Genomic DNA, 24930 nt, shown 5'->3' with positions numbered 1-24930 from the left:
GATCAGGATCCCCCCTCGGGCAACAGGCAGGTATTGCCCTCAACCAGCTTCATCACTTGCTCGGTCAATCGCTCGAGCAAGGCACCTTCGGTTTGCTCCAGCCGGGTTGCACACTGGTTCATTTCGCTCAGGTAGTCGGCAGAGCCGAGCTCTTCAGCCTTCTCGAATAACGCCATGGCCTCCTCGTGGTGAGGGGCACGGGCATCGTCGAACTGCTGTGCGAAGCTTTTTTTAACGTACTCGCTCCAGAACGGCTGACGAACCAGAAACTTCAACCAGTCCGCAGACAGCTCTGCGGTCTGGATTCTATCGATGGCCTCTACCAGATCCGCCCCTGTCACCTCTGCAATTGACGCGTAGCGCATGTGCGAGGGTTGCCCCGGCAGTTCGAGAGCCTCCGCCAGCCCGGAGCGATAGGCCAGAGCCACCTCCAGGGGATCCGGTGACGCGTGCGCCTGCGCATGCTCCGTTGCAATCCCGTCCAGTTGGTCGAGACGAAACAGCCCTCTTGCAAGTTTGATCAGCGATATCGCCGAAGGTTGTCGGCCCGCAGAAACGCGGGTCACACGATGAACGTGCACGGCGACTTCCAGATGACTGAAGTTCAGCGCCGCATTGTCCGTGCAGTTGATCGGGTTGGCCGCCAGATCGAAAATCTGTCGCCGCAGTTCGGCATCGGCCTGCGTTGCCTCCAGAACCGTCCAGACCCGACGCGTCATGTCTTCACGCACGTGTACGGACTCGGCAGAATTGCCCAGCTCAGCCAATAGCTGAAACAGGCCTTCGGCCATGGGATCATCCTTGATTGCGGTCCACGTCTGCAGGCGCCGTGAACCCACGCTCCCTCCTGTTTCAGTCAACCAGATCGAACGCGCCAGGTTCTCGTCGAGTCGAGCAATATCGTTTTCCAGATAACCCATGCCGATACCCACGGTCTTGCGGTAGGAATCAAGATGGACTTTGCTGATGTCGGAAATCGGGTTGTTACGCAGATTGATCGTTTCACTGAAATACCTGGATGTTCCAAAGAGCCAGTCAGGCAGATCGCGAATATCGTTGTCGCGCAGATCCACCCGCTTCAGATTGGGCAGATACTGCAATCCCTTCGGCAGCTCGGTGGCACGGGTGTTTCGCAGGTAAAGGTGATTCAGGTCGAACAGACCACCGACATCCACTGTCGCTCCCAGGCGGTTCCCGCTCAGGTCCAGGCTTTGCAGCGTACGTAATCGGGACAACTTCACCAGCGAATGCTCCGTCAACTGGATCCGGTTGTTTCCCAGGCTCAGGTGCTTGAGGTTCGGCATATGCGAAATGATTTCAGGCAGCAAGGTAAGCTGATTGCTGTCCAGTGCGAGGGTCTCGATCTGCTTGAAGGCTTTCAGAAAGTAGGCCACATCGTTGTCCAGCTGCATGTTTTGCAGAGACAGATACCTGACATGGTCGAAGGTCAGTCCGACCGGCAGGGTCGGCAGCTTGCCGAATCGCATGCCGTCAAGGTTCAAACCGTATACCCGGTGCCCGAACTCATCGCTCTGGAAAACCCGCCGCCTGAAGCAGTCCTCGATCTCGTCGGCCACGATTTGCCGGCAATCATGAACGTCATACAGCAAGCCCCCCAGGGCACTCATGGCCACTTCGTCCTCGCTCCAGGTGTCCAGCACATCCCGGAGCCGGCCCAGATCTTCTTGCAGCTGTCGGACCCGTATCGCTCTGCTCAGATGGTCACCGCCCAACTGATCAAGAAACTCTTTGGCCTGCGCGTCCGAAAAAGAGGGGTAGATCCATTTGACTTTGCGCAGCAATCGGCGCGAGTGCGTGACTGACTCGATGGGAGAATCGGCAAGCGTACACACAGGCTCGGGGATGGCCGGTTGCAGCGGCTCACCTGCAAGGATCCGGGCGCAGTCTTCGCGCTCATCCAGCGCACAGTCCAGGAGTTTGAGTCGCAGACGCCAACCATCGTCCGCCTTCGGCTCCGCAAACCCGATGACCTTGCGCTGGCGCAACGAAAGACCTTTAAGGATCGCGTGGTAGAGACTTTCCGGACCGGACGCCACATGTCCGAGGGATTTCCTGTCACTACCGAACACTTCGTAACCGTTGTCGAGCCTGACCAGCGTGCATGAACTCGACGTCACAAGCGGTTTCTCGCCCAGTGTTTCCAGCAAGTCACCGTTGAGCTTTTTCGCCCGCACTTGCAGATGGAACTCAGGATCCCATCCGCTGAGCCGGGGTAGCAACCGGATCGCCAGTTTCGTGGTATCGGCACTGGCAATATCAGCCAGGTAGAACCCGGTCAACGCCCGATCCACACGCACATCACTCGAAGCCGCGCGGACACGTTCTGCCAACGCCATGGGTACCCGCCCGGTACTGCGCAGGTGCATCCGTTCAATACTTGGCGTTCGCTTGAGCAACTCACGCGCATACCGTCCCGGCAGATCGGGATAAGCGTTGCGAATCTTGAGCAACTCGCCGGCGACAGCTCGATCGTATTGCCGGTAGAGGTGATCGAAGGTTGACCTGCGATCAGCCTTGACCGCGGCCCCGATCACTTTGGCCAACTGTGCGCCAGCGTCGGTCGGGGCAACATTCGCGCCAACCAGCGTCTCCACTTCCTGGGGGTACAAGCCGTTGATGACCGTCTGCAACAGTTCGCCCTTCTCCAGTTGTGCGTGGCTCACAATGACGCTCACGGTGTCATCGTCAATTGCATCGGGAGGAAAGGTCGCGGTGATACGGCCATGCACATCAACGACCTTGATGTAGCGATCAGTGGGCCAGTTTGCGAGGAGAGGCAACGCATGCATCTGCTCCTCGGTGTAACGGGCATCGAACGCTTCGCCCGCCTCCATTGCGGCAATGAAATTACGCAATTGGCGCTCAAGCCTTAATTGCTCGAGCCCGTCGCGTAAACGGACGGGCAGTGGCAAGTTGTTCTCGAACAGACGCTGCAACTCGCCGGAATGGGTGTCCGTCAGCTGTCGAATCATCTCTAGACGACTGTCGTCGAAAGCTGTCAGACCTGGATCGATGCGTTTTAGCAGGTAGCCAGAGCTCCAGTTTTCGGCGTGTTCGAAAGCATGACGCCAGCCTCCATGGTTGCTGTGTTCAAGTACAGGCGCGTAGGCACCAGGACGAGCAGGATGCTGGATACGCAAGGTATTGCTGGCCGCCTCCAGTGCCACTTCGTAGAAATGTTGGTCGAGACGGACGAAAACCTTGCCGCCGATCCGGTAAAAACCCTGCGCATCAGGCGTCGCCGTGGTGGTCAATGGTTGTGCATAACCGCGCAGGTCCGGTTTCCATAACCGGGCCTGACCCTGACGATCGAGTATCGTGGTGAAGGGCTGAAAAAAATCCGGGTGTTGGCGTACCGTCTTGATCACCAGGGATTTCACCCCCTTGATCCCAGCCCCCACTGCAGCCATCAGCACAATGTTCTCGGCAACGCTGAGCAGGTGCGAAAACGCTTCCTGACGGTCGCCACGACTCCAGTCCTCAATCCCTTCGTACACCTCGGCGAGCATCTGTCCGATAGCGACGCCCATCATCAATTGCCCCAATACCGGAACGACGAACCCCGCCACGTTGGCGATCGTCAAGCCGATTTCCAGGTATTGAATCAATCGCTTCTTGCGCTCTTCCTCATCGACATCGGCAGTCGGTACGGCGAGCGCACGGGCATCGAGTTGCAGCTTGCCGACATGGCTCTTGAGCATGAAGTCGAACAGCGGATCGGTCATCTCCAGCTGTTTGACCTGCCCCAGACTGCCGGTATCGGCGAATGTCTTGAAGAAATCGACCTTGTCGACTTCGCCGATGCAGTGGGTGAAGTAACTCTTGTAACTGCCCACCCCCAGTTTGAATTCCAGAAAAGCAATGAAGGCCGTGAAGCTGGCGTACTCGGACAGTGGCTGATCGGGTTCTCCAGGCATGTACACCAGACACCACTGATCCGGATCCAGCTCCACCGAGCGTTCGGAGAACACCACGACGCCCCAGATGCAGCTGTCGAGCAATTCAATCCCCTGCATGATCAGCGGCCTGCCCTGGTACTGCAGAGCAGGGGCACTGGCGACGCCTGCGGCATCAATCAAACGTTGAACTGTCTGGAAACCTTCCGGGGAAACGTGCTCCTTGAGCAACGCCATGCGCAGGTCCAGTTGCAGCATGTGCTTTTTCATCACCGAGATATTGCGGACCATCGGCCCGGTGGCGACCCGACTGCCATTGACCTCCCTGACACCAAACACCTGCTGGAAATGCTCCTGATAGAGCCGGCCCAGATCCAGTTCCCGACAAAGTGCGGCGAATGCCGTCGGTGTCAGACCGGGAACGCCATCAGGCTGGCTGGCAATGCGCACTGCGGTGCCTGCGGGAAAATAATCGGCTTGCGCCTCGTCTTCCGTGAAATTCTGCATTGCGGCTTCCAGCAGCGTCGGCGTAGCGGGCGGAATGACCTTCTCTCCACCTCCGGGCGGCGTCACTGCCTCGCAACCGCAATAGCTTCCCGGCAACTCCAGATGGTCTTTCTCGACATCGAATACAGCCGACCAACGCGCAGTCAGAGCGCAGTTCAACTGTTCTATGCAAAAGTGCTTGAGCGATTGCAGCCGGCTCAGGTCTGTTTCGACTTGCGTCTGGGTCACATGCAAGTCACGCGCGGTCTTGTCCAGTGCCGCCAATGTGTCGGCGCTGGCTCTGAGCAGTGCGGGGGGCAGGGTTTTCTGCAAGGTCTGGGCGGTGTCCAGATCGCCTGTGGCCTCCAGCAGAAAGCTCAGTTTCTGTTTATCCGTGAGGGTGATCGATGTGGACGACTCCGGTGTCGTGGGCATGGGCAATATTCCTTTATTGCTGTTGAGTCCCTTCACCTTATCGATCCCGAGGATGAATAAAAAACACGGAAAACTGCCCGTTAAAGCCAGCAAACCAGCAGCAATCCGTATGTTTTGAATACTTATCTACTACCTCTGACTTTCCGCAGAATGCTAATGGCCCACCGGTCAGACCGTCGCGCTTATAACCGATCGTTCTAAAACTCCCACATCCATACCGGGTCAGTTTCTGGGTACCGGCCATTTCGGCGCGGTTCAGCAACACCCTCCCCAACGGAAAAACCGGTAAGGACCTTATGTGCGGATTAGCTGGCGAGTTACGTTTTGATCAACAACCTGCAGACCTTGCAGCCATCGAGCGAATCACCCATCACCTGGCGCCTCGCGGCCCGGATGCGTGGGGTTTCCATGCCCAAGGGCCGATTGCCCTGGGCCATCGACGCCTGAAAATCATGGACCTGTCGGACGGCTCGGCGCAGCCGATGATCGACAGTCAACTGGGCTTGTCCCTGGCCTTCAATGGCGCGATCTATAACTTCCCGGAACTGCGTGCCGAACTCGAAGCACTCGGTTACGCGTTCTACTCGGGCGGCGACACCGAAGTGTTGCTCAAGGGCTATCACGCCTGGGGCGAAGCGCTGCTGCCGAAACTCAACGGCATGTTTGCCTTCGCCATCTGGGAGCGCGATGCCCAGCGTCTGTTCATTGCCCGCGACCGTCTCGGTGTTAAGCCGCTGTACCTGTCGCGTACGGGCCAGCGCCTGCGTTTTGCCTCGGCCCTGCCGGCGTTGCTCAAGGGTGGTGACATCAACCCGATCCTCGATCCGGTGGCGCTCAACCATTACCTGAATTTCCACGCCGTGGTGCCGGCGCCGCGCACCTTGTTGGCTGGCATCGAAAAGCTGCCGCCAGCGAGCTGGATGCTTATTGAAGCGGACGGCACCACCGAGCAGAAAACCTGGTGGACCCTGCCCTACGGCCCACACGACGATGAAAAAAACCTGACTCTCGAAGACTGGCGCGACCGCGTGCTCGACAGCACCCGCGAAGCCGTGGCGATTCGCCAACGGGCGGCAGTGGATGTCGGCGTGCTGCTTTCCGGTGGTGTCGACTCGAGCATGCTCGTCGGTCTGCTGCGCGAAGTCGGCGTGGAAAACCTGTCGACCTTTTCCATCGGTTTCCAGGATGCCGGCGGCGAACGCGGTGACGAGTTCCAGTATTCCGATCTGATCGCCAAACATTACGGCACCCAGCACCATCAACTACGCATCGACGAAAAAGAGATCATCGAGCAACTGCCCGCCGCATTCCGCGCCATGAGCGAGCCGATGGTCAGTCACGACTGCATCGCCTTCTATCTGCTGTCCCGCGAAGTGGCCAAGCACTGCAAGGTGGTGCAAAGCGGCCAAGGCGCCGACGAGTTGTTCGCCGGTTATCACTGGTATCCGCAGGTAGATGGCGCGGCCGATCCCTACACGGCCTATCGCGAAGCGTTTTTCGACCGCAGCTACGACGATTACGCCGCCACGGTGCAGCCGAAATGGCTGACGGCCAATGACGCTGCCGGCGACTTCGTGAAGGAACATTTCGCACAGCCCGGCGCCGATGCGGCGGTCGACAAGGCCCTGCGTCTGGACAGCACGGTGATGCTGGTGGACGACCCGGTCAAACGCGTCGACAACATGACCATGGCCTGGGGCCTGGAGGCGCGCACGCCGTTTCTCGACTATCGACTGGTGGAGTTGTCGGCCCGTGTGCCCGGCAAATTCAAACTGCCTGACGGCGGCAAACAGGTCTTGAAGGAAGCCGCGCGTCTGGTCATCCCGAGCGAAGTGATCGATCGCAAGAAGGGTTACTTCCCGGTGCCCGGCCTCAAGCATCTGCAAGGCGACACCCTGAACTGGGTGCGCGAACTGCTGCTGGATCCGAGTCAGGATCGCGGCCTGTTCAATCCCGCCATGCTCGACAAATTGCTGACCGATCCACAAGGCCAGTTGACCCCGCTGCGCGGCTCCAAGCTGTGGCAACTGGCGGCTCTGAACCTGTGGCTCAGCGAACAAGGAATCTGATCGATGAAACCTCACGCCACGGCTTACAGCCAACGGCTGCTGCGCGGTCAGACTCCGTCCTATGAACGTTTGCAGGCGCGTCTGGCCGAGGATGGCAACCAACCGAGCGCCGAGCCGATTGCCGTGCATTGCGGCTGGGGCCGGTTGCTGATCGGCCATACCTTTCCCGACCCGGCCAGCCTTGCCCAAGAGTTGCTCAACGAGCAGCCCGGCGAGCGTGATATCGCACTGTACGTGGCAGCGCCGCAGCAGATTCTCGGCCTGGAGCCGACTCAGCTGTTTCTCGACCCCTCCGACACGTTGCGCCTGTGGTTCAGCGATTACCGTCAGGCCACCCGGGTTTTTCGCGGCTTCCGCATCCGTCGCGCACAAAGCGAAGAGGACTGGCAGTCGATCAATCAGCTGTATCAGGCACGCGGCATGTTGCCGATCGATGCCACGCTGCTCACCCCGCATCATCAGGGCGGGCCGGTGTACTGGCTGGCCGAGGACGAGGACAGCGGCGCGGTGATCGGCAGCGTCATGGGCCTCAACCATCAGAAGGCCTACAACGATCCGGAGAATGGCAGCAGCCTGTGGTGCCTGGCGGTCGATCCGCAGTGTTCGCGTCCCGGGGTCGGTGAAGTGCTGGTGCGGCATCTGATCGAACATTTCATGAGTCGCGGTTTGAGCTACCTGGATCTGTCGGTGTTGCACGATAACCGTCAGGCGAAGAACCTCTACGCCAAACTCGGCTTTCGCAATCTCTCGACCTTCGCCATCAAGCGCAAGAACGGCATCAATCAGCCGCTGTTTCTCGGGCCCGGGCCAGAGGCCGATTTCAATCCCTACGCGCGGATCATCGTCGAGGAAGCCCATCGACGGGGAATCGACGTTCAGGTGGATGACGCCGATGCCGGGCTGTTCACCCTCAGCCATGGCGGGCGTCGGGTGCGTTGCCGCGAGTCCCTGAGCGATCTCACCAGCGCCATCAGCATGAATCTGTGCCAAGACAAAAGCCTGACCCACAAGGTGCTGAAAAACGCCGGGTTGAATGTGCCGTCACAGCAGCTGGCGGCGAACGCGGACGACAATCTGGCGTTTCTCGACGAGCATCAGCGGGTGGTGGTCAAACCGCTCGACGGTGAACAAGGTCAGGGTGTGGCCGTGGATCTGCAAAGCATCGAAGAGGTGCAGCAGGCAATCGATTCGGCGAAGCAGTTTGACAGCCGCGTGCTGCTCGAAAGCTTCCATGAAGGCCTCGACCTGCGGATTCTGGTGATCGGTTACGACGTCGTCGCAGCCGCGATCCGCCGACCGGCCGAGGTGGTCGGTGACGATCATCATTCCATCGGTGCCCTGATCGAAGCCCAGAGCCGCCGCCGACAAGCGGCCACCGGCGGCGAAAGCAAAATCCCGCTGGATCACGAAACCCAGCGCACTCTGCACGCTGCAGGTTACGACTACAGCAGCATCCTGCCGGCCGGCGAGCATCTGTTCGTGCGGCGTACGGCGAACCTGCACACCGGTGGCACCCTTGAGGACGTCACGGCCATTCTGCATCCGACCCTGATCGATGCCGCCGTGCGTGCGGCGCGAGCGCTGGACATTCCGATGGTCGGGCTCGACCTGATGGTGCCCGCCGCCGATCAGCCGGAGTACGTGTTCATCGAAGCCAACGAACGGGCCGGCCTGGCCAATCATGAGCCGCAGCCGACGGCCGAACGGTTTGTGGATCTGTTGTTTCCACACAGTCAGCCGGCCGTTTGATCTCTCTTCTGCGTCATTCCCGCACCCAACGCGGGGATGGCGCTCCGCAACAGGAGTTTCCATGACCACCCAAATTCCCGAACCGGATCTGAGCTACCTGCAAAAAGTCCTGCTGGAAATGCTCGCCATTCCCAGCCCCACCGGCTTCACCGACACCATCGTGCGTTACGTTGCCGAGCGTCTGGAAGAACTCGGCATTCCCTTCGAAATGACCCGACGCGGCACGATCCGCGCCACCCTCAAGGGCAAGAAAAATAGCCCCGACCGCGCCGTATCGGCGCACCTGGACACCATCGGTGCCGCCGTGCGCGCGGTGAAGGACAACGGGCGCCTGACCCTGGCGCCGGTCGGTTGCTGGTCGAGCCGTTTCGCCGAAGGCAGCCGCGTCAGCCTGTTCACCGACAACGGCGTGATCCGTGGCAGCGTGTTGCCGCTGATGGCGTCCGGGCACGCCTTCAACACCGCCGTGGACGAGATGCCGATCAGTTGGGATCACGTCGAACTGCGTCTGGACGCCTACTGCGCGACCCGCGCCGATTGCGACTCGCTGGGTATCAGCGTGGGTGATGTGGTGGCGTTCGATCCGCTGCCGGAATTCACCGAAAGCGGCCATATCAGCGCCCGTCATCTGGACGACAAGGCCGGGGTCGCGGCACTGCTGGCAGCGCTGAAGGCCATCGTCGACAGCGGTCAGGAGTTGATGATCGACTGCCATCCGCTGTTCACCATCACCGAGGAAACCGGCAGCGGCGCGGCGGCGGCCTTGCCGTGGGACGTCAGCGAATTCGTCGGAATCGACATTGCGCCGGTCGCGCCCGGCCAGCACTCCAGCGAGCACGCGGTGAGCGTGGCGATGCAGGATTCCGGCGGGCCTTACGACTATCACTTGTCGCGGCATCTGCTGCGTCTGGCTGGTGAAAACGAGTTGCCGGTGCGTCGCGACCTGTTCCGCTATTACTTCAGCGATGCTCATTCGGCCGTCACCGCCGGCCACGACATTCGCACCGCCCTGCTCGCCTTCGGCTGCGATGCGACCCACGGCTACGAACGCACGCACATCGACAGTCTGGCCGCACTCAGTCGTCTGTTGGGCGCTTACATCCTGAGTCCGCCGGTGTTCGCCAGCGATGCGCAACCGGCCAACGCGTCACTGGATCGCTTCAGTCACCAGATCGAACACGAGACACAAATGGAAAGCGACACCCGGGTGCCGTCCGTGGACAGCCTGGTGGGGCAACGCTCGGACAGTTGAGTCTGGCCCTCGGCGATCATTCGCCGTAGCATCCCGACATTGATTTAGCCGAGGTGCCCATGCTGATTCCCTACGACGCGCTCGAAGTCGACACCCTGACCCGCCTGATCGAGGATTTCGTCACCCGCGACGGCACCGACAACGGTGACGACACCCCGCTGGAAACCCGCGTGTTGCGGGTTCGTCAGGCCCTGACCAAAGGCCAGGCGCTGATCGTCTTCGATCCGGACAGCGAGCAATGCCAGTTGATGCTCAAGCACGACGTGCCCAAGCACCTGTTCGACTGAAACGGTCAGCGGCCCTTGCCGCTGGCCTGCTTCTGCTGGATCCGCTCGTAGACTTCGGCACGGTGCACGTTGACCTGCTTTGGCGCCTCGACGCCGAATCGCACGCTGGAGCCATTGACCGCCAGAACGCGCAGAGTGATGTTGTCGCCGATGGAAATCAGTTCACCGACAACACGGCTGAGTACAAGCATGGGGGTTGTCCTTCAAGGTTTTCGAGCCTTGAAGATGCGCGGCTTTCGAGCGCCCTACAATGCGCTGCGGGCAAATCAGTCAAACCCTACAGGCCATGGCGCATCAGCCTTCAGACGTTTCCGTCAAACCGGTGTTTCAAGTCGCCGAAAACCGTGGCCCGAACAGAATCACGCTGGCCCCGATCACGCACAAGGCGACACCGATCCAGTCCGAGCCCAGCGGACGGATGCGCTCGACCACGGCCAGCCAGCCAATCGAGGCAATGATGTAGATGCCGCCGTAAGCGGCGTAGGCACGACCGGCGTAGGTCGCTTCAACACGCGTCAACAGCAGCGCAAACAGGGTCAGGCTGAGCAGCGCCGGGATCACCCACAAGGCACTTTTGCCCTGGCGCAACCACATCCAGAAAGCGAAGCAGCCGGCGATTTCGAACAGCGCGGCGAGGAAAAACCACAAGTAGTTGAGCATGCAGATGACTCGTCAGGGTGACTGTGGCGGTCACCCTAACGACGGGGCTTTAGCTGCGCAAGTTCAGCCGTTGTTCTGTTTGGCCTTGGCGCGCATCTTTTCGGCCATCGCGGTCATTTCGCTGTACAGCAGCTGCGGGTTCTTCTGCTTGATCGCCCAGGCCATGCGGCCCTGTTCGTGGGGCAGGATCATGAACTCGCCGGCGGCGACCTGCTGGTAGATGTAGTCGGCGATATCGGCGGCGGTGATCGGCGAACTTTCCAGCAACTTGCCGACCTGGGCTTTCATGGCCGGCGTCGGGCCACGGAACGAGTCCAGCAGATTGGTCTGGAAGAACGACGGGCAAACCACATGGACGCCGACTTCCTGTTGGGCCAGCTCGATCAACAGGCTCTCGGACAACGCCACCACACCGGCCTTGGCCACGTTGTAGTTGCTCATCGCCGGGCCTTGCATCAGTGCCGCCATCGAAGCGATGTTGATGATCTTGCCCTTACTCTGTTCCAGCAGTGGCAGGAACGCCTTGCAGCCTTTGACCACGCCCATCAGGTTGATCGCGATCTGCCAGTCCCAGTCTTCCAGGGACAGTTCGCTGAAGAATCCGCCGGAGGCCACACCGGCGTTGTTGACGATGATATCGATACCACCGAACTTCACTTCGCAGGCCTGGGCGAATGCGGTGAGCTGGCTGTAATCCCGCACGTCGCAGCGCTGGATAAAGCCGTCGCCACCGGCCTCGCGAACCAGTTTGAGCGTCTCCTGCAGGCCCGGCTCACTGACGTCCGACAAGGCCAGTTGCCAGCCTTCACGCGCCCAGCGCAGCGCGATTTCGCGACCCAGGCCGGAGCCCGCGCCAGTGATCATCATGCGATTTTGCATAACAGACAGCCTTGTTGTTCCGGGGAAGATGCGCGGAGTGTAGCGAAGGATCCAGAGCGACCCACGCTCCATCAGATTGCTGAATGGCAAGAGCAAACCGTGGCATCGAACGAAATAAGACCGTGAACCAAATACGTTAAAAAAACATTGAATTTTCTTTCACGCGCGTCAGTCGGAATTTGTAAGCCGTCTGGATTTAGTTCAACTTCCAGCCGCCCTTGAACAACGAGACTCCTCAGACACTATCAACAAGGAAATCGACATGGGCACAATTCTTATCATTATCCTGATCCTGTTGCTGATCGGTGGTCTGCCGGTCTTCCCGCACTCCAGAAGTTGGGGTTACGGTCCTTCGGGCATTATCGGCGTAGTGCTGGTTGTACTGTTGGTGCTGCTGTTGCTCGGTCGGATATGACCTTTTGACCGACAAAAAAAGAGGCCCTGAAAAGGGCCTCTTTTTTATTGCGCGGAAGGATCAGTCCGGCTTGCCGTTAATCACACCGGCGGTGTTGTCGAGCAGGCTCTTGGTAGCCGTCTGCAGGAACGCTTCGAGCTTGAGTTTCAGCTCGGCGGTGCGCGGTGCATCCGGAATGATTTCAGCCGAAGGATTCGCGCCCAGTTGGTACTGGTAGATCTTCGGCGCCATTTCCTTCTCTTTCGGCAGTACCAGGATCTGGTCAGCGGTCACGATGGCAGTGGTCTGCTCGCTGCCCGATGGCTTGATCACACCGAAACCGGTGTCGCCTGCCGGCAGGTTCAGCAGGTCACGCCCCCAGCACTGATGACGCACTTCGCCACCCAGACGACCCATGATGGTCGGCACGATGTCGATCTGCGTGCCCACGGTGTGGTCACGGGTACCGAATTTTTCCTGGATGCCCGGTGCAATCATCAGCATCGGTACGTTGAAGCGGCCCAGGTCCATTTCGGTGATCTGACGCTCGTTGCCGAAACCGTGGTCGCCGACGATGACGAACAGGGTTTCCTTGAAGTAAGGCTCCTTGCGGGCCTTCTCGAAGAACTGGCCCAGTGCCCAGTCTGCGTAACGCATGGCGGTCAGGTGCTCGTTGAGCGTGCCACGGTCGGTCACGCGTTCGACCGGCAATGGCGTCGGCAAGGCGTAAGGCGTGTGGTTGGACAGGGTTTGCAGCAGCGCGTAGAACGGCTTGCCGTTTTCCCGTGCCTTCAGTTCCACCAGACCGCGGTCGAACATGTCCTGGTCGGACACGCCCCAGGTCGGATCGGAGAACACCGGGTTGACGAAGTCATTGCGGCCAACGAAGTTGGTCATGCCCTGGTTGCTGAAGAAACCGGACTGGTTGTCCCAGGCGAAGTCACCGTTGTAGACGTAGACGTCGTCATACTTGCGCGCGCTGAGCAACTGCGGCAGGCCGGACAGTTTGTGGCTGCCTTCCGGGGTCTGCATCAGGTATTCGAAACCCGGCAGGTTCGGGAAGCACGCCATGGTGGCGAACATGCCCTGGTGGGTGTGGGTACCGTTGGAGAAGAAGCGGTCGAACAGCAGGCCTTCCTTCGACAGTTTGTCGAGGTACGGCGTGATGTTGCCCGGCGCGCCCAGGGCGCCCACCGAGTGACCGGCCATGCTTTCCATGAGGATCACGACGACGTTCTTGATCGGCAGGGTCTTGTCGGCTGGCGGCGTGTAGTCACGACGCACGGCGGCGATGTCGGCATCCACCAGTTTGTCGTCCGGCATCACCAGCATGTCGCGCACGACCTTCTGCGCCTGATCCTGCGGCAGCGTGGCCTTCCAGATGTTGTTGCGGTCTTCGCCCATGCGGTCCTTGGCTGCCGCGATCAGCGACAGGGTGCCATTGAGGCCGAGCTGGTTGGCGAAGTTCGATTCGGTGGTGTAAACGTCACCCCAGCGCAGTGGCGGGCCTTGACGCAGGGTGCCACGCACGGCGACCACACAGATCAGCAGGCACACCACGAACACCGCCAGACGCGCATACCATGGCGCCACCTGACGGGTGCCGACGTTGCCGCCGCTGAACGGGCCACGCGGACGGGTCAGGCGGTCGGCGCCCTTGAACGCCAGCGTCAGGATCACCGTGCCCACGGCCCAGGCCAGCAGGTAGCGCACCACCGGGAAACCGTACCAGAGCATGCTCATCACGGTTTTCGGGTCTTCCTTCACGTACTGGAACACCAGGCCGTTGAGGCGCTGGTGGAACTCGCGGTAGAAGTCCATCTCCATCAGGCCGAGGAACAGCGCGATGCTGGAGGTCACGGTCAGCCACAGGCGGAAGAACCCGCGCGCGGCCATGGCCCGGGCACTGAACAGCGCCAGGACCATCGGAACGCAGAGGTAGACCACCAGGCGCAAGTCGAAGCGCAGGCCGTTGGCGAAGGCTTCGAGGAACGTCGAGGCCGGGGTGTCGAGGATCATCTCGCGGTTGTAGACCAGCAGCGCGAGGCGCAGCACGGAAAACATCACCATCATGACCAGCGCGCACAAGAGCGTGTAGGCCAGATGCGATTTGACGGTCGGTTGCAGCAGGCGACTGGAAGATCGCTGCTGATTCAGGGCGTCCGGGTTTGCCATGTCGTTTTAGGACCCATTGGAAGTTGAAGTTGCAAAAATACAGCTGCACCCTGCCCTCTGTTGGCCATTCCAGGCCCCGGGGCTTGCGCGGTGCGCAAATGTTGCACGATCACCGGCGGCATTGCCATTGATTACTGCCCCGCAGCCGGACTCTTTCATTAAAGGCACGGCATACCCGGACAGATTCAAATTGCGCGGGCGAATTGTCTTGAAGCGTTTGTGAAAATTTCGTGCAACGCATATCCGGAAACACAATATCGCTACAAAACAAAACGCCCCGAGTTCATCGGGGCGTTTGCAGAGCACGCGATACTTACTTCTCGGCGCGTTCTTTCAGGGCTTTCAGGGTATTGAACGGTGCGTCGACCACGAACTTGTTGGCAATCATCGACGGCACGCTGCCACCCGGCTCGGTGTGGACCTGATAGGTCACTTCAACCTGATCGCCTTTTGGCACGAACTTCCAGAAGCCTTTGACCTGCGCGACACGCACAAAGCCTTTTTCTTCCGGCAGGTACTTCGGCACGCCTTCCAGATTGCGGGTCAGGCTGCCATCGGCGCCTTCAACGGTGGTGACGTGCAGGATCGAGTCGCGCGGGGTTACCGGCCATGGCGTGTTGAATTGGGTGTAGGTCCAGCTCTGGTCACCTTCGTGCTTGAGCAGTTTCTGGGTCTTGCACTCGTGAATCCAGGCACAGGCACCGGAAACGTCTTCCTGCAGTGCGCGCAGTTTGGCGACGGTCGTCTTCATCAAGGTCACGCCCTGATAAGACTTGTAGTCCGAACCCGGCACTTCGCTCAGGGAGACCTTGATGCCGTCTTCGTTCTTGGCCACTTTCCAGTCTTCAGCCTGGGCAGCCGAAGTGGCCAGCACGGCAGTCAAACCACACAACACAGCGATACGATGCAGCGAACCCATAGTCTTATTCCTTATTGTTGAAGTTCCGTACGTTTGACACATCACGCCGCCGTCATCTGCTCCCACCAGCCGAGCAGTCTGATTGCCTCTTCCTGACTGCTTCCGCAGACTTCGACATCGGCGCTGAACCCTGAACAGACGGCCGGGCGTTCCGGCCGGCCGAAAATGCTGCACAGGTTTTCGACCGAGAGCTGAACGCAACGTTCGCCGGCAGGTTTGCCATCGGGCATGCCTGGAATCGGCGAGCTGATGGAGGGGGCAATGCAACAGGCGCCACAGCCTTCACGGCATTTCATGACGACGAGTTCCTCGCGACGGGCAATGTATTAAAGGGACGCGGAACAGGGTAACCGCTAAAACGGCTGTTTTAAATTCCCTGAACCCGGGTTTTTACGCAGAAACGAAAGTGACTGACCAGTCTCCGACAAAGCGTCTGGTCTGCGGGTCACGAATCGATTGAATTTACTGCTTGAATTCGAAATCCAGCGCCGCGCCTTCGACTTCACGGCGTTCTTCGTTACGCAGCTGCAACTGCATTTCGTTGCTCAGCAGACGACCGTTGAGCTGGAAGCCGCTGTTCTTCTCGCCGAACATCTGCGGCAGGATCGCCTCGCGCTTGGGCAATGGCACGGCGCCAACCGGTTTCAGCTGCTGAACCATATCCCTGGGCAGGCTCAAGTCGAGCTTGGCCGGGGGTAGCGGCGTCTTGGCCACTTCACGGGCCGATTTCGACTTTGAGGCGATCGGCGCACGTTTCTTTGCCGGGGCGGCTTTCTTCTGTTGCTTGTCTTTCGCGGGAACGGCTTTCTTGCTGGCCACCGGCTTTTTCACCGTGGAGGCTGCTGTCGGTTTTTCCGAAACGGCAGCGGCCATGACAGCTGGCGCGTGACCGATCATCAACAGACAAAGCAAAACCCAGGCAGCAGGAAAAGTCGCTTTCATGGAACCTACAACGCTAACGGCAGAGGGCCATATGCTCGCCTGTTGAACGCCGCATGACAAGCGCGCGACACAGTCTGTTCAGAAACCGCCGGCCGTTTCCTGACACAGTTGAGTCGCCAGTAATCCCAAAGTCATCAACGCCCGCTCCGCCTCACGATTCCACGGCGTCCCGCAATTCAGGCGGATACAGTGGTTGAACTGCTCGGTATTACTGAAGATCAACCCGGGCGCGATGCTGATGCCTTGCTGTAACGCGCGGACATGCAATTCCTGGGTATTGACCCGCCCCGGCAGGCTCACCCAGAGAATGAAACCGCCCGTAGGCCGGGTCATCTGCGTGCCTTCAGGGAAGTACTGCTGCACCGCCAGCTGGAACGCGCTGAGGTTTTTTCGGTATTCCTGGCGGATGTACCGTAAATGCCGGTCATAACCGCCATTTTCCAGATAGGCGGCGATCGCCATTTGCGTGACGCTGCAAGCCGAATGCGTGGTGAAGGTCTGCAGACGCTGGATTTCCTGCTGATACTTGCCGGCAATCATCCAGCCCACGCGCACACCCGGCGACAGGGTCTTGGAGAAACTCGAACAGTAAATGACCCGATCCAGCCGGTCGTAGGCCTTGAGGGCCTTGGTGCGGCCTTGCTCGAACATCAGTTCGCCATAGATGTCGTCTTCGACGATCTGGATATCGAAGTCCGATGCCAGACGCAGCAATTGTTTTTGCCGCTCTTCGGGCATGGTGCCACCCAGCGGATTGCTCAGCCGGGTCGTCAGCACCAGGGCTTTGATCGACCATTGGTTGGCCGCCAGTTGCAGGGCTTCGAGGCTCATGCCGGTGGCCGGGTCGCTGGGGATTTCGATGACTTTCAGGCCCAGCAGGTCGGCCAGTTGCAGCAGTCCGTAATAGGTCGGTGATTCGGCGGCGATCAGATCGCCCGGACGGGTCAGCACCCGCAACGACATCTGCAAGGCATCGACACAACCGTGGGTGATCACCACTTCCGACGGATCGACCACCACACCGGCGTCGCGCATACGGATCGCCACTTGTCGGCGCAACGGTTCGAAGCCCGGACTGAACATGTAGCTGAAAGCGCGGGGGCTATGGAATCGGGTGACCTTGGCCAATTGCTGATGCAGCGCGCGCACCGGCAAGTAATCGACGCTCGGTACGGCTGCACCCAGCGGGAACACGCCTTCGCGGCGCGACTCGACCAATACTTGCTGAATAATGCTGGCGCGGGTGACCAGGCCAGGTCGTTCGACCCGGGCAATGTCCGGGGTCGGTGCAGTCAGGGCCGGCGTCTGGTGTACGTAGTAACCGGATTGCGGCCGTGCACGGATCAGCCCCTGATCCTCGAGGTTGGCGTAAGCCTGCAACACCGTGGCATGGCTGACGTTGAGCTGCGAACTCATCTTGCGCACCGAAGGCACGCGCTCGCCCGGTTGATAGACGCCACGGCGGATGTCTTCGGCCAGTTGTTGAGCAATACGTTGGTAGAGCAAGAGATTGGTCATGACGCAGCACTCGATATCACGGGCGTTTTATTTTTGTGTGAACAATACCGGAACAGTTCTGAAGTGTACTGGGACAGTTGCCATATTAGTCAACCATACAGTCCAGTGTCGGATAAATCTGTACTGCTTTGTGAGGTAATCGACAGACGTAAAAAAGCCCGGCGCTGCATGACAGCCCGGGCTTTCCAGTAACGCCACCCTCAGCGGGCGGCGCCGAGCTGGCCTTTTTCGTCGGAGAACACAATTTCCACCCGACGGTTCTGCGCTCGCCCACGCTCGGAAGCGTTGGCGTCCACCGGGTATTCATCACCGTAGCCTTCGACCTGAATGCGTTTTTCGTCGATGCCCAGGTCGGTCAACACATCAGCTACCGACTGCGCACGATCACGAGACAGCTTGAGGTTTTCCTGCTTGCCGCCAGTGCTGTCGGTATAGCCCTCGATGCGCACCACGCGCTTCGGATTGAGCTGCAGGAACTGCACGATCTTCAGGACCACGCGATTGGCCGAATTCTTCAGCTCGGCTTCGCCGGTGTCGAACAGTACGTCACCGAGGGTCATCACCAGGCCACGGTCAGTCTGGGTGGTGGCCAGTGCGACAATCTGCTCTTCCAGCCATTTGCCCTGCTGCTGCACGCTCAACAGTTTGGACTCGCGCAGTGCCAGTTGCAGGCGTTGACGCTCAAGCTCCAGCTTCGCCGCACGCTCTTCGTTGAGCACCAGATTGGTGTGCTCGCGGGCGATCTGGCTGTAGCGCTGGCTCAGATAGGAGTAATGCGCCACGTCCGAGCCACTGCCCCAATAAGTGGACAGGCGATCGGCACGGGCCAGGGATTCACCGGCACGGATCACGTCTTTCGGCGCGATACGCAGCACATTGGAATCTTCCTTGACCTTCTGGAAGTCAGCGCTGGCTTCCTGCAAGGCAGTTTCGCTGTGTTGACCGGCGCAACCGTAAAGGCTGGCGCAACCCACGAGGATCAGAGTGCCGAAGGCTTTTGAAGTCAGCTTCATTGGGCATCCCCCAGTTGCTTGCGCAGGCGGACGATGCGGGTGTTGAGCACGTTCAGTTGCTCTTCGCTCTTCTGGGTCAGCACCTTGGCTTCGGCCAGACGTGCATCCAGCTCAGCCTGTTCGGCACGCATCCGCGCGTTCTTGAAGGATTCGCCGGCCATGCTGCCCTTGGCCCGGTTGAACTTGTCTTCTGCCAGTTTCATTTCCGGCACTTCGTCGGCGGTGGCGCCGACAGCCTTGGCCTGCTCGAGCGCCTGCTCGGTCAAACGCATTTGTTCATTGGGTGCCGGATCGCTGGCGCAACCGGCCAGGGCCAGAACGGCCAGGGCCGTGAAAAGAACTCGATTACTCACTAAGAATCCCTACTGTTTTGGGGCGCTGACAGGTTGTTGTGGCGGCTGTTGCTGCTGCGCCTTCCAGCGCTCGATGTTGCGTTGCAGCGCGGCTTCCGTCAGGCCGGACGCGGGCAATTCTGTCATCTTTTTGGCCAGCTGTCCGCGCAACCACGGATCGTTGCAGGCCGAGTTGTGGGAAAGCGCAAGGAACAGACCGGGCCGGTCAATCGGTTGCTCGAAGGCCAGCAGATCATTGGCCATACCCAGTGCCTGCGCGGCCGCCATCCCCGAATAGCGGCCGGCGAGTACATATTCCACCTCGCCCAGCAGAAGTTTCTGAAACGCCTGGGTCAGGTTTGCCGTACGGGTCAGGGTCAATTGCTGCTCGGCGAAAGTGCCGAATGCCGGGGTCATTCGAGACTTTTCCGACAAGCCGCCGGTATGCCCGTGCAGGTCTTTGGCTTCGGTGTAGACCAGGGTCGAGCCCTTGCGGGTCCAGACCAGATAGTCGTTTTCCAGCAGCGGCGGATGAATGTAGTCGAGGTTTTCCAGCTCGTTGAAGGCCAGCGGCGCGTCGGCCAGCATGTCCATGCGCCCGCTGCGCACTTCGTCGAGGGCCTGCGAGCGCTTGCCGGCATACAGCAGTTCGACCTTGATGCCCAGATCTTTCGCCACTTGCTGCAACAGGTCGGCACTGGCACCGATCAACTGTTTGGGATTCTGCGGATCCTGCCAGAGATACGGCGGTGCATCCGGGCTGCCGGTAACGACCAGTCGCTCGCATTTGCCCGCGGCCACGGACAACCCCGGCAGCAGGCTGGAACACAACAATAACGAGAAGCCCAACCGGCGATGCAGATCCATGGCGAAACGCTCCCACTCAAATCCGAGACAAAAAAAAGCCCGACCAACAGGCCGGGCTCTTTATAAGTGAAGCCGCCGGATTAGACCAGCTTCTCCAGCTCAGGTACGGCTTCGAACAGATCCGCCACCAGGCCGTAATCGGCCACCTGGAAGATCGGCGCTTCTTCGTCCTTGTTGATGGCAACGATCACTTTGGAGTCTTTCATGCCGGCCAGGTGCTGGATCGCGCCGGAGATACCGACGGCGATGTACAGCTGAGGGGCAACGATCTTGCCGGTCTGACCGACCTGCATATCGTTCGGTACGAAACCTGCGTCGACCGCAGCGCGGGAAGCACCAACGGCAGCGCCCAGCTTGTCGGCCAGGGCGTACAGGTGTTTGAAGTTGTCGCCGTTCTGCATGCCGCGGCCGCCGGAAACGACGATCTTGGCGGCGGTCAGCTCAGGACGATCGGACTTGGCCAGTTCTTCGCTGACGAAGCTGGAAGTGCCGGCGTTGTGAGCAGCGGCGACCGATTCAACGGCAGCCGAACCACCTTCAGCAGCAACCGGGTCGAAACCGGTGGCACGCACGGTGATCACTTTGATTGCGGCGGTCGATTGCACGGTAGCGATGGCGTTACCGGCGTAGATCGGACGCTTGAAGGTGTCAGCGCTTTCTACCGAGATGATCTCGGAGATCTGGTCAACGTCCAGCTGGGCGGCAACGCGCGGCAGGATGTTTTTGCCGTTGGACGTGGCGGCAGCCAGGATGTGGCTGTAGCCCTTGCCCAGTTCGGCAACCAGCGGAGCAACGTTTTCCGGCAACTGATGCGCGTAGGCAGCATTGTCGGCGTTCAGGACTTTGCTCACGCCAGCGATTTTCGCAGCGGCTTCAGCCACGGCGCCAGCGCCCTGGCCTGCGACCAGAACGTGGATGTCGCCACCGATTTTGGCAGCGGCAGCAACGGTGTTCAGGGTGGCCGGGGCCAGCACCTTGTTGTCGTGTTCGGCGATTACCAAGATAGTCATGATTAGATTACCTTCGCTTCGTTTTTCAGTTTCTCGACCAGTTCAGCCACCGACTTGACCTTGATGCCTGCGCTGCGTGCGGCCGGCGCTTCGACTTTCAGGGTTTTGTTGGTGGAGGCGGTGGAAACGCCCAAAGCGTCCGGAGTCAGCGTCTCGAGAGGCTTCTTCTTGGCTTTCATGATGTTTGGCAGGGACGCGTAGCGCGGCTCGTTCAAACGCAGGTCGGTGGTGACGATCGCTGGCAGTTTCAGGGAAACGGTCTGCGCGCCGCCGTCGATTTCGCGGGTCACGGCAACGCTGTCGCCGGAGACTTCGACTTTCGAGGCGAAAGTGCCCTGACCGTAGCCGCTCAGTGCAGCGAGCATCTGGCCGGTCTGGTTGTTGTCGCTGTCGATGGCCTGTTTGCCCAGGATCACCAGCTGAGGCTGTTCCTTGTCGGCCACGGCCTTGAGCAGCTTGGCCACGGCCAGGGAAGTCAGGTCTTCAGCGGATTCGACGAGGATGGCGCGGTCGGCACCCAGAGCCAGTGCGGTACGCAGCTGTTCCTGAGCGGTGGACGGGCCGATGGAGACGACGACGATTTCAGTCGCAACGCCTTTTTCTTTCAGGCGTACGGCTTCTTCCACTGCGATTTCGCAGAACGGGTTCATCGACATCTTGACGTTGGCGAGGTCTACGCCGGAATTGTCCGCCTTGACGCGAACCTTGACGTTGTAATCCACAACGCGTTTGACAGCTACAAGAACCTTCATGGATTCCTCGTTACTCTCCGGTGAAAAGAAAGTCGCCTAGGCGAACCTGGCGGTTGATGCTCATCGGGCACAAGGGCACCTCCAAAAACGCCGGCTGAGCGAGATGACCGTTCGTCAGTCGTGACTGACAAGTCATGCCGCTTCGCGGTGTGTAAACTGCGCGCCGAACCTGCGCTGCGCATCACCGGGTACCGCCTTCGCCCTGTCTTTAGAGGTGCTCTTGAAACCACCATTCAGCCTACGGCGAGCGCAAAACCGCCCGTATCTTGACCGGAACGCCCATTCTGGTCAATACGCCAAAATGCCCTGTCATAAGCCGCGCTTCTTTGATTTCTCTGGGCTGGAGCCGATTCAAACAAACGTTTGTATTGGACGCTAAGAGTGGTGTAGATATAATGCGCCGCCTAGAGAGAAAGGTGGTTTGCCCATTATTAGCCTTGACGTTAACGTAAAGGCAATAACGGATATGACACCGAACCTCCAAATTAGAAAAAAAACTGTTGAGCCTTGAGTAGGAGATAGCCTGTGGAACGCGAATACATGGAATTCGACGTGGTCATCGTCGGTGCCGGCCCCGCTGGCCTGTCCGCCGCCTGCCGTCTGAAGCAGAAGGCCGCCGAAGCCGGTAAGGAAATCAGCGTCTGCGTGGTCGAAAAAGGCTCCGAAGTCGGCGCGCACATCCTGTCCGGTGCCGTATTCGAACCACGGGCCCTGAACGAACTGTTCCCGGACTGGAAAGAACTCGGCGCCCCGCTGAACACTCCTGTCACCCGCGATGACATTTTCGTGCTGAAAAACGCCGAAAGCGCGCAAAAAATTCCTGACTTCTTTGTGCCCAAGACCATGCACAACGAAGGCAACTACATCATCTCCCTCGGCAACCTGTGCCGCTGGCTCGCTCAGCAGGCTGAAAACCTGGGTGTGGAAATCTACCCGGGCTTCGCCGCTCAGGAAGCGCTGATCGATGAAAACGGCGTGGTACGCGGGATCATCACCGGCGATCTCGGTGTCGACCGCGAGGGCCACCCAAAAGAAGGCCTGTACACCCCGGGCATGGAACTGCGTGGCAAATACACGCTGTTCGCCGAAGGTTGCCGTGGCCACATCGGCAAGCAACTGATCAAGCGCTACAACCTCGACAGCGATGCCGACGCCCAGCACTACGGCATCGGCCTGAAAGAAATCTGGGAAATCGACCCGGCCAAACACCAGCCAGGCCTGGTGGTGCACACCGCCGGTTGGCCGATGGACATCATGGGCACCGAGAACACCGGCGGCTCGTTCCTCTATCACCTGGAAAACAACCAGGTTGTAGTCGGCCTGATCGTCGATCTGTCCTACAGCAACACCTACCTGTCGCCGTTCGACGAATTCCAGCGCCTCAAGCATCACCCGGTACTAAAGCAGTACCTGGAAGGCGGCAAGCGCATCAGCTACGGCGCTCGCGCGATCTGCAAGGGCGGCCTGAACTCGCTGCCGAAGATGGTGTTCAAGGGCGGCGCGCTGATCGGTTGCGACCTCGGCACCCTGAACTTCGCCAAGATCAAAGGCAGCCACACCGCGATGAAGTCCGGCATGCTCGCCGCTGAATCCGTGGCTGACGCGCTGTTCGCTGACAAGGACGGCACCGAAGAGCTGACCACCTACGTCGACGCCTTCAAGAAGAGCTGGCTCTACGAAGAACTGTTCGCCAGCCGCAACTTCGGCCCGGCGATCCACAAGTTCGGCGCCATCGTCGGCGGCGGTTTCAACTGGCTGGACCAGAACATCTTCGGCGGCAAACTGCCGTTCACCCTGCACGACACCAAGCCGGACTACGCCTGCCTCAAGCTCGCGGCCGACTGCAAGAAGATCGACTACCCGAAACCCGACGGCAAGATCAGCTTCGACAAGCTGAGCTCGGTGTTCATCTCCGGTACCAACCATGAAGAAGAACAGCCGTGTCACCTGAAACTGACCGACCCGACCATCCCGTTGAGCCGCAACCTGCCGATGTACGACGAACCGGCGCAGCGTTACTGCCCGGCCGGCGTGTATGAAGTGATCACCAAGGAAGACGGCGAGAAGCGCTTCCAGATCAACGCCCAGAACTGCGTGCACTGCAAGACCTGTGACATCAAGGACCCTTCGCAGAACATCACTTGGGTGACGCCGGAAGGCGCCGGCGGCCCGACCTACCCGAACATGTAAGTCGATCCGCTGAACATCAAGGCTCCCTGTATGGGGGCCTTTTTGTTGCCTGCGATTTAAAAGATCAAGCCGCCCGCTCGTCCCCCGGACTGCGTTCGAAATAACGTTTGTACTCTCGACTGAACTGCGACGTGCTCTGATACCCCACCCGATGCGCCACCTGCGCCACTCCCAGCCCCTCGGCGATCAACAACGTCTGCGCCTTCAACAAACGTAAACGCTTCAGATACTGCACCGGCGACAGCAACGTGCTGCGTTTGAAATGCTCGTGAAAGGTCGACACGCTCATGTTCGCGCAACCGGCCAGCGTCTCGACATTCAACGGCTCGGTGTAATGTGCATGCAGATGACTGATCGACGCCGCCACCCGCGCGAACTGCCCCTGCTGCTCGACCAGCGCCCGCAGCACATCAGCCTGAGGTCCGCGCAACGCAACGAACAACAACTCCCGCACCCGCGCTGGCCCAAGAATCTGGCACTCCAGCGGATCGTGCAGACAGCGCAGCAAGCGCTCGACGCAACCGCGCATGTCATCGTCGAGCACAACCGACGTCATCGATTCCGGGGTCTGCGCCGGTATATGCCGCCCCGGCGCCAGTCCCATGGCCAGCACCAGTTCACCGAGCAGCACCCGGTCGATCGCCACCGACACGCCGAGTAACGGCGCGTCCGGCAACGCATAGGTTTCGCACTCGAACGGCACCGGCAAGGCCTGGATCAGGTAATGCCCGGCGCCGTATTCCATGGTGCGCGGCCCCAGATACGCGAGCTTGCTGCCCTGGGCAATGATCATCAGGCTCGGCTCATAAATGTGCGGGCCACGAGCGACGTCGCAACTGGCGCGCAGCACCTGCACGCCCGGCAGCCCGGTCCGGCTGTAACCATCGCGCAGCGCCAGCGGTTCGATCAGCGAAACCAGGGTGGCGTTGGCATCTAGGTGACGGGTCAATTGCATCGGGTGGCTCTTCAGAAAAAATCACGGAAAAAGGGATGAAAGCATCATCGCAGATCCTTTTGCCAATGCGACCGATCAACCCCGCATGCCGGAGGATTAGGCATGACACCCGGAGGAATCGCCATGGCC

At 59.8% G+C, this 24930-nt stretch carries 21 protein-coding genes; 6 read left to right on the top strand and 15 right to left on the bottom strand.

What is annotated here, in order from left to right; translation table 11 throughout:
- Positions 1-2 precede the first annotated feature (2 nt).
- A complete protein-coding gene (locus AC07NR_RS25100) occupies positions 3-4838 on the bottom strand; it encodes an NEL-type E3 ubiquitin ligase domain-containing protein (protein ID WP_495079702.1) in 4836 nt (1611 codons plus the stop codon).
- 296 nt (positions 4839-5134) lie between these two features.
- Between AC07NR_RS25100 and AC07NR_RS25095 the strand changes: the two genes are divergently transcribed.
- The 4 genes from AC07NR_RS25095 (at position 5135) to AC07NR_RS25080 (ending at position 10195) form a co-directional block, all read left to right on the top strand.
- Positions 5135-6907: an N-acetylglutaminylglutamine amidotransferase gene (locus AC07NR_RS25095; protein WP_495079701.1), complete on the top strand. Its 1773-nt coding sequence runs from the start codon at positions 5135-5137 to the stop codon at positions 6905-6907.
- Positions 6908-6910: 3 nt separating this feature from the next.
- On the top strand, positions 6911-8656 hold the full coding sequence (gene ngg / locus AC07NR_RS25090) for an N-acetylglutaminylglutamine synthetase (RefSeq protein ID WP_495079700.1): 1746 nt from the start codon (positions 6911-6913) through the stop codon (positions 8654-8656).
- Between the two features lie 61 nt (positions 8657-8717).
- Positions 8718-9908 (top strand): osmoprotectant NAGGN system M42 family peptidase, encoded by a 1191-nt coding sequence (locus AC07NR_RS25085; RefSeq protein WP_495079699.1) that lies wholly within the window; start codon positions 8718-8720, stop codon positions 9906-9908.
- Between the two features lie 59 nt (positions 9909-9967).
- Entirely contained in the window at positions 9968-10195 is a 228-nt protein-coding gene (locus AC07NR_RS25080; RefSeq protein ID WP_003236706.1) for a YheU family protein, read from the top strand.
- A 5-nt stretch (positions 10196-10200) separates the two neighbouring features.
- Here AC07NR_RS25080 and csrA read toward each other — a convergent pair whose 3' ends face one another.
- The 3 genes from csrA to AC07NR_RS25065 form a co-directional block, all read right to left on the bottom strand.
- Complete coding sequence (gene csrA / locus AC07NR_RS25075) at positions 10201-10386, bottom strand: carbon storage regulator CsrA (protein ID WP_248740146.1); 186 nt, start codon at positions 10384-10386, stop codon at positions 10201-10203.
- Positions 10387-10522: 136 nt separating this feature from the next.
- Positions 10523-10855, bottom strand: coding sequence for a YnfA family protein (locus AC07NR_RS25070; protein WP_085710895.1), 333 nt, complete (start codon positions 10853-10855; stop codon positions 10523-10525).
- Between the two features lie 63 nt (positions 10856-10918).
- Positions 10919-11734 carry an SDR family oxidoreductase gene (locus AC07NR_RS25065; protein WP_438299367.1) on the bottom strand — a complete coding sequence of 272 codons (816 nt, stop codon included), beginning with the start codon at positions 11732-11734 and terminating at the stop codon, positions 10919-10921.
- Positions 11735-11990: 256 nt separating this feature from the next.
- Here AC07NR_RS25065 and AC07NR_RS25060 point away from each other — a divergent pair, with 256 nt between their 5' ends.
- Complete coding sequence (locus AC07NR_RS25060) at positions 11991-12149, top strand: DUF3309 family protein (protein WP_169432680.1); 159 nt, start codon at positions 11991-11993, stop codon at positions 12147-12149.
- Positions 12150-12209: 60 nt separating this feature from the next.
- On the opposite strand, the gene AC07NR_RS25055 is transcribed toward AC07NR_RS25060, so the two are convergent.
- The 10 genes from AC07NR_RS25055 to AC07NR_RS25010 form a co-directional block, all read right to left on the bottom strand.
- Entirely contained in the window at positions 12210-14303 is a 2094-nt protein-coding gene (locus AC07NR_RS25055) for an LTA synthase family protein (protein WP_085710897.1), read from the bottom strand.
- 313 nt (positions 14304-14616) lie between these two features.
- On the bottom strand, positions 14617-15222 hold the full coding sequence (locus tag AC07NR_RS25050) for an START domain-containing protein (protein ID WP_085710898.1): 606 nt from the start codon (positions 15220-15222) through the stop codon (positions 14617-14619).
- A 41-nt stretch (positions 15223-15263) separates the two neighbouring features.
- Complete coding sequence (locus tag AC07NR_RS25045) at positions 15264-15518, bottom strand: YkgJ family cysteine cluster protein (RefSeq protein WP_085710899.1); 255 nt, start codon at positions 15516-15518, stop codon at positions 15264-15266.
- A 166-nt stretch (positions 15519-15684) separates the two neighbouring features.
- Entirely contained in the window at positions 15685-16164 is a 480-nt protein-coding gene (locus AC07NR_RS25040; protein ID WP_248740144.1) for a translation initiation factor 2, read from the bottom strand.
- Positions 16165-16242: 78 nt separating this feature from the next.
- On the bottom strand, positions 16243-17682 hold the full coding sequence (locus AC07NR_RS25035; protein WP_003226969.1) for an aminotransferase-like domain-containing protein: 1440 nt from the start codon (positions 17680-17682) through the stop codon (positions 16243-16245).
- 200 nt (positions 17683-17882) lie between these two features.
- Positions 17883-18695, bottom strand: a complete 813-nt coding sequence (locus tag AC07NR_RS25030; RefSeq protein ID WP_085710901.1) for an OmpA family protein — start codon at positions 18693-18695, stop codon at positions 17883-17885.
- Positions 18692-19048, bottom strand: a complete 357-nt coding sequence (locus AC07NR_RS25025; protein WP_096820990.1) for a DUF4398 domain-containing protein — start codon at positions 19046-19048, stop codon at positions 18692-18694. Before AC07NR_RS25025 ends, AC07NR_RS25030 begins: the two co-directional genes overlap by 4 nt.
- A 9-nt stretch (positions 19049-19057) precedes the next feature.
- The gene (locus AC07NR_RS25020; protein ID WP_495079698.1) at positions 19058-19894 is read right to left on the bottom strand and encodes a substrate-binding periplasmic protein; all 837 of its coding nucleotides are present in this window, start codon (positions 19892-19894) and stop codon (positions 19058-19060) included.
- An 80-nt stretch (positions 19895-19974) separates the two neighbouring features.
- On the bottom strand, positions 19975-20904 hold the full coding sequence (locus tag AC07NR_RS25015; RefSeq protein ID WP_075118734.1) for an electron transfer flavoprotein subunit alpha/FixB family protein: 930 nt from the start codon (positions 20902-20904) through the stop codon (positions 19975-19977).
- A 2-nt stretch (positions 20905-20906) separates the two neighbouring features.
- The gene (locus tag AC07NR_RS25010) at positions 20907-21656 is read right to left on the bottom strand and encodes an electron transfer flavoprotein subunit beta/FixA family protein (protein ID WP_495079697.1); all 750 of its coding nucleotides are present in this window, start codon (positions 21654-21656) and stop codon (positions 20907-20909) included.
- A gap of 525 nt (positions 21657-22181) precedes the next feature.
- Here AC07NR_RS25010 and AC07NR_RS25005 point away from each other — a divergent pair.
- Entirely contained in the window at positions 22182-23846 is a 1665-nt protein-coding gene (locus AC07NR_RS25005) for an electron transfer flavoprotein-ubiquinone oxidoreductase (protein WP_305835944.1), read from the top strand.
- 64 nt (positions 23847-23910) lie between these two features.
- Here the strand turns inward: AC07NR_RS25005 and AC07NR_RS25000 are convergent, their stop codons facing one another.
- Positions 23911-24801: an AraC family transcriptional regulator gene (locus AC07NR_RS25000; RefSeq protein WP_248740141.1), complete on the bottom strand. Its 891-nt coding sequence runs from the start codon at positions 24799-24801 to the stop codon at positions 23911-23913.
- Between the last annotated feature and the right edge of the window lie 129 nt (positions 24802-24930).

Source organism: Pseudomonas sp. GW821-FHT09C09, assembly GCF_059418105.1.
This window is presented reverse-complemented; position numbering and strand designations above follow the sequence as displayed.

Bases quoted from the DNA above. Each gene is read 5' to 3' on its own strand.
- AC07NR_RS25100 (WP_495079702.1), bottom strand. From the start codon at position 4,838: ATGCCCACGACACCGGAGTCGTCCACATCGATCACCCTCACGGATAAA.
- AC07NR_RS25095 (WP_495079701.1), top strand. From the start codon at position 5,135: ATGTGCGGATTAGCTGGCGAGTTACGTTTTGATCAACAACCTGCAGAC.
- ngg (WP_495079700.1), top strand. From the start codon at position 6,911: ATGAAACCTCACGCCACGGCTTACAGCCAACGGCTGCTGCGCGGTCAG.
- AC07NR_RS25085 (WP_495079699.1), top strand. From the start codon at position 8,718: ATGACCACCCAAATTCCCGAACCGGATCTGAGCTACCTGCAAAAAGTC.
- AC07NR_RS25080 (WP_003236706.1), top strand. From the start codon at position 9,968: ATGCTGATTCCCTACGACGCGCTCGAAGTCGACACCCTGACCCGCCTG.
- csrA (WP_248740146.1), bottom strand. From the start codon at position 10,386: ATGCTTGTACTCAGCCGTGTTGTCGGTGAACTGATTTCCATCGGCGAC.
- AC07NR_RS25070 (WP_085710895.1), bottom strand. From the start codon at position 10,855: ATGCTCAACTACTTGTGGTTTTTCCTCGCCGCGCTGTTCGAAATCGCC.
- AC07NR_RS25065 (WP_438299367.1), bottom strand. From the start codon at position 11,734: ATGCAAAATCGCATGATGATCACTGGCGCGGGCTCCGGCCTGGGTCGC.
- AC07NR_RS25055 (WP_085710897.1), bottom strand. From the start codon at position 14,303: ATGGCAAACCCGGACGCCCTGAATCAGCAGCGATCTTCCAGTCGCCTG.
- AC07NR_RS25050 (WP_085710898.1), bottom strand. From the start codon at position 15,222: ATGGGTTCGCTGCATCGTATCGCTGTGTTGTGTGGTTTGACTGCCGTG.
- AC07NR_RS25045 (WP_085710899.1), bottom strand. From the start codon at position 15,518: ATGAAATGCCGTGAAGGCTGTGGCGCCTGTTGCATTGCCCCCTCCATC.
- AC07NR_RS25040 (WP_248740144.1), bottom strand. From the start codon at position 16,164: ATGAAAGCGACTTTTCCTGCTGCCTGGGTTTTGCTTTGTCTGTTGATG.
- AC07NR_RS25035 (WP_003226969.1), bottom strand. From the start codon at position 17,682: ATGACCAATCTCTTGCTCTACCAACGTATTGCTCAACAACTGGCCGAA.
- AC07NR_RS25030 (WP_085710901.1), bottom strand. From the start codon at position 18,695: ATGAAGCTGACTTCAAAAGCCTTCGGCACTCTGATCCTCGTGGGTTGC.
- AC07NR_RS25020 (WP_495079698.1), bottom strand. From the start codon at position 19,894: ATGGATCTGCATCGCCGGTTGGGCTTCTCGTTATTGTTGTGTTCCAGC.
- AC07NR_RS25015 (WP_075118734.1), bottom strand. From the start codon at position 20,904: ATGACTATCTTGGTAATCGCCGAACACGACAACAAGGTGCTGGCCCCG.
- AC07NR_RS25010 (WP_495079697.1), bottom strand. From the start codon at position 21,656: ATGAAGGTTCTTGTAGCTGTCAAACGCGTTGTGGATTACAACGTCAAG.
- AC07NR_RS25000 (WP_248740141.1), bottom strand. From the start codon at position 24,801: ATGCAATTGACCCGTCACCTAGATGCCAACGCCACCCTGGTTTCGCTG.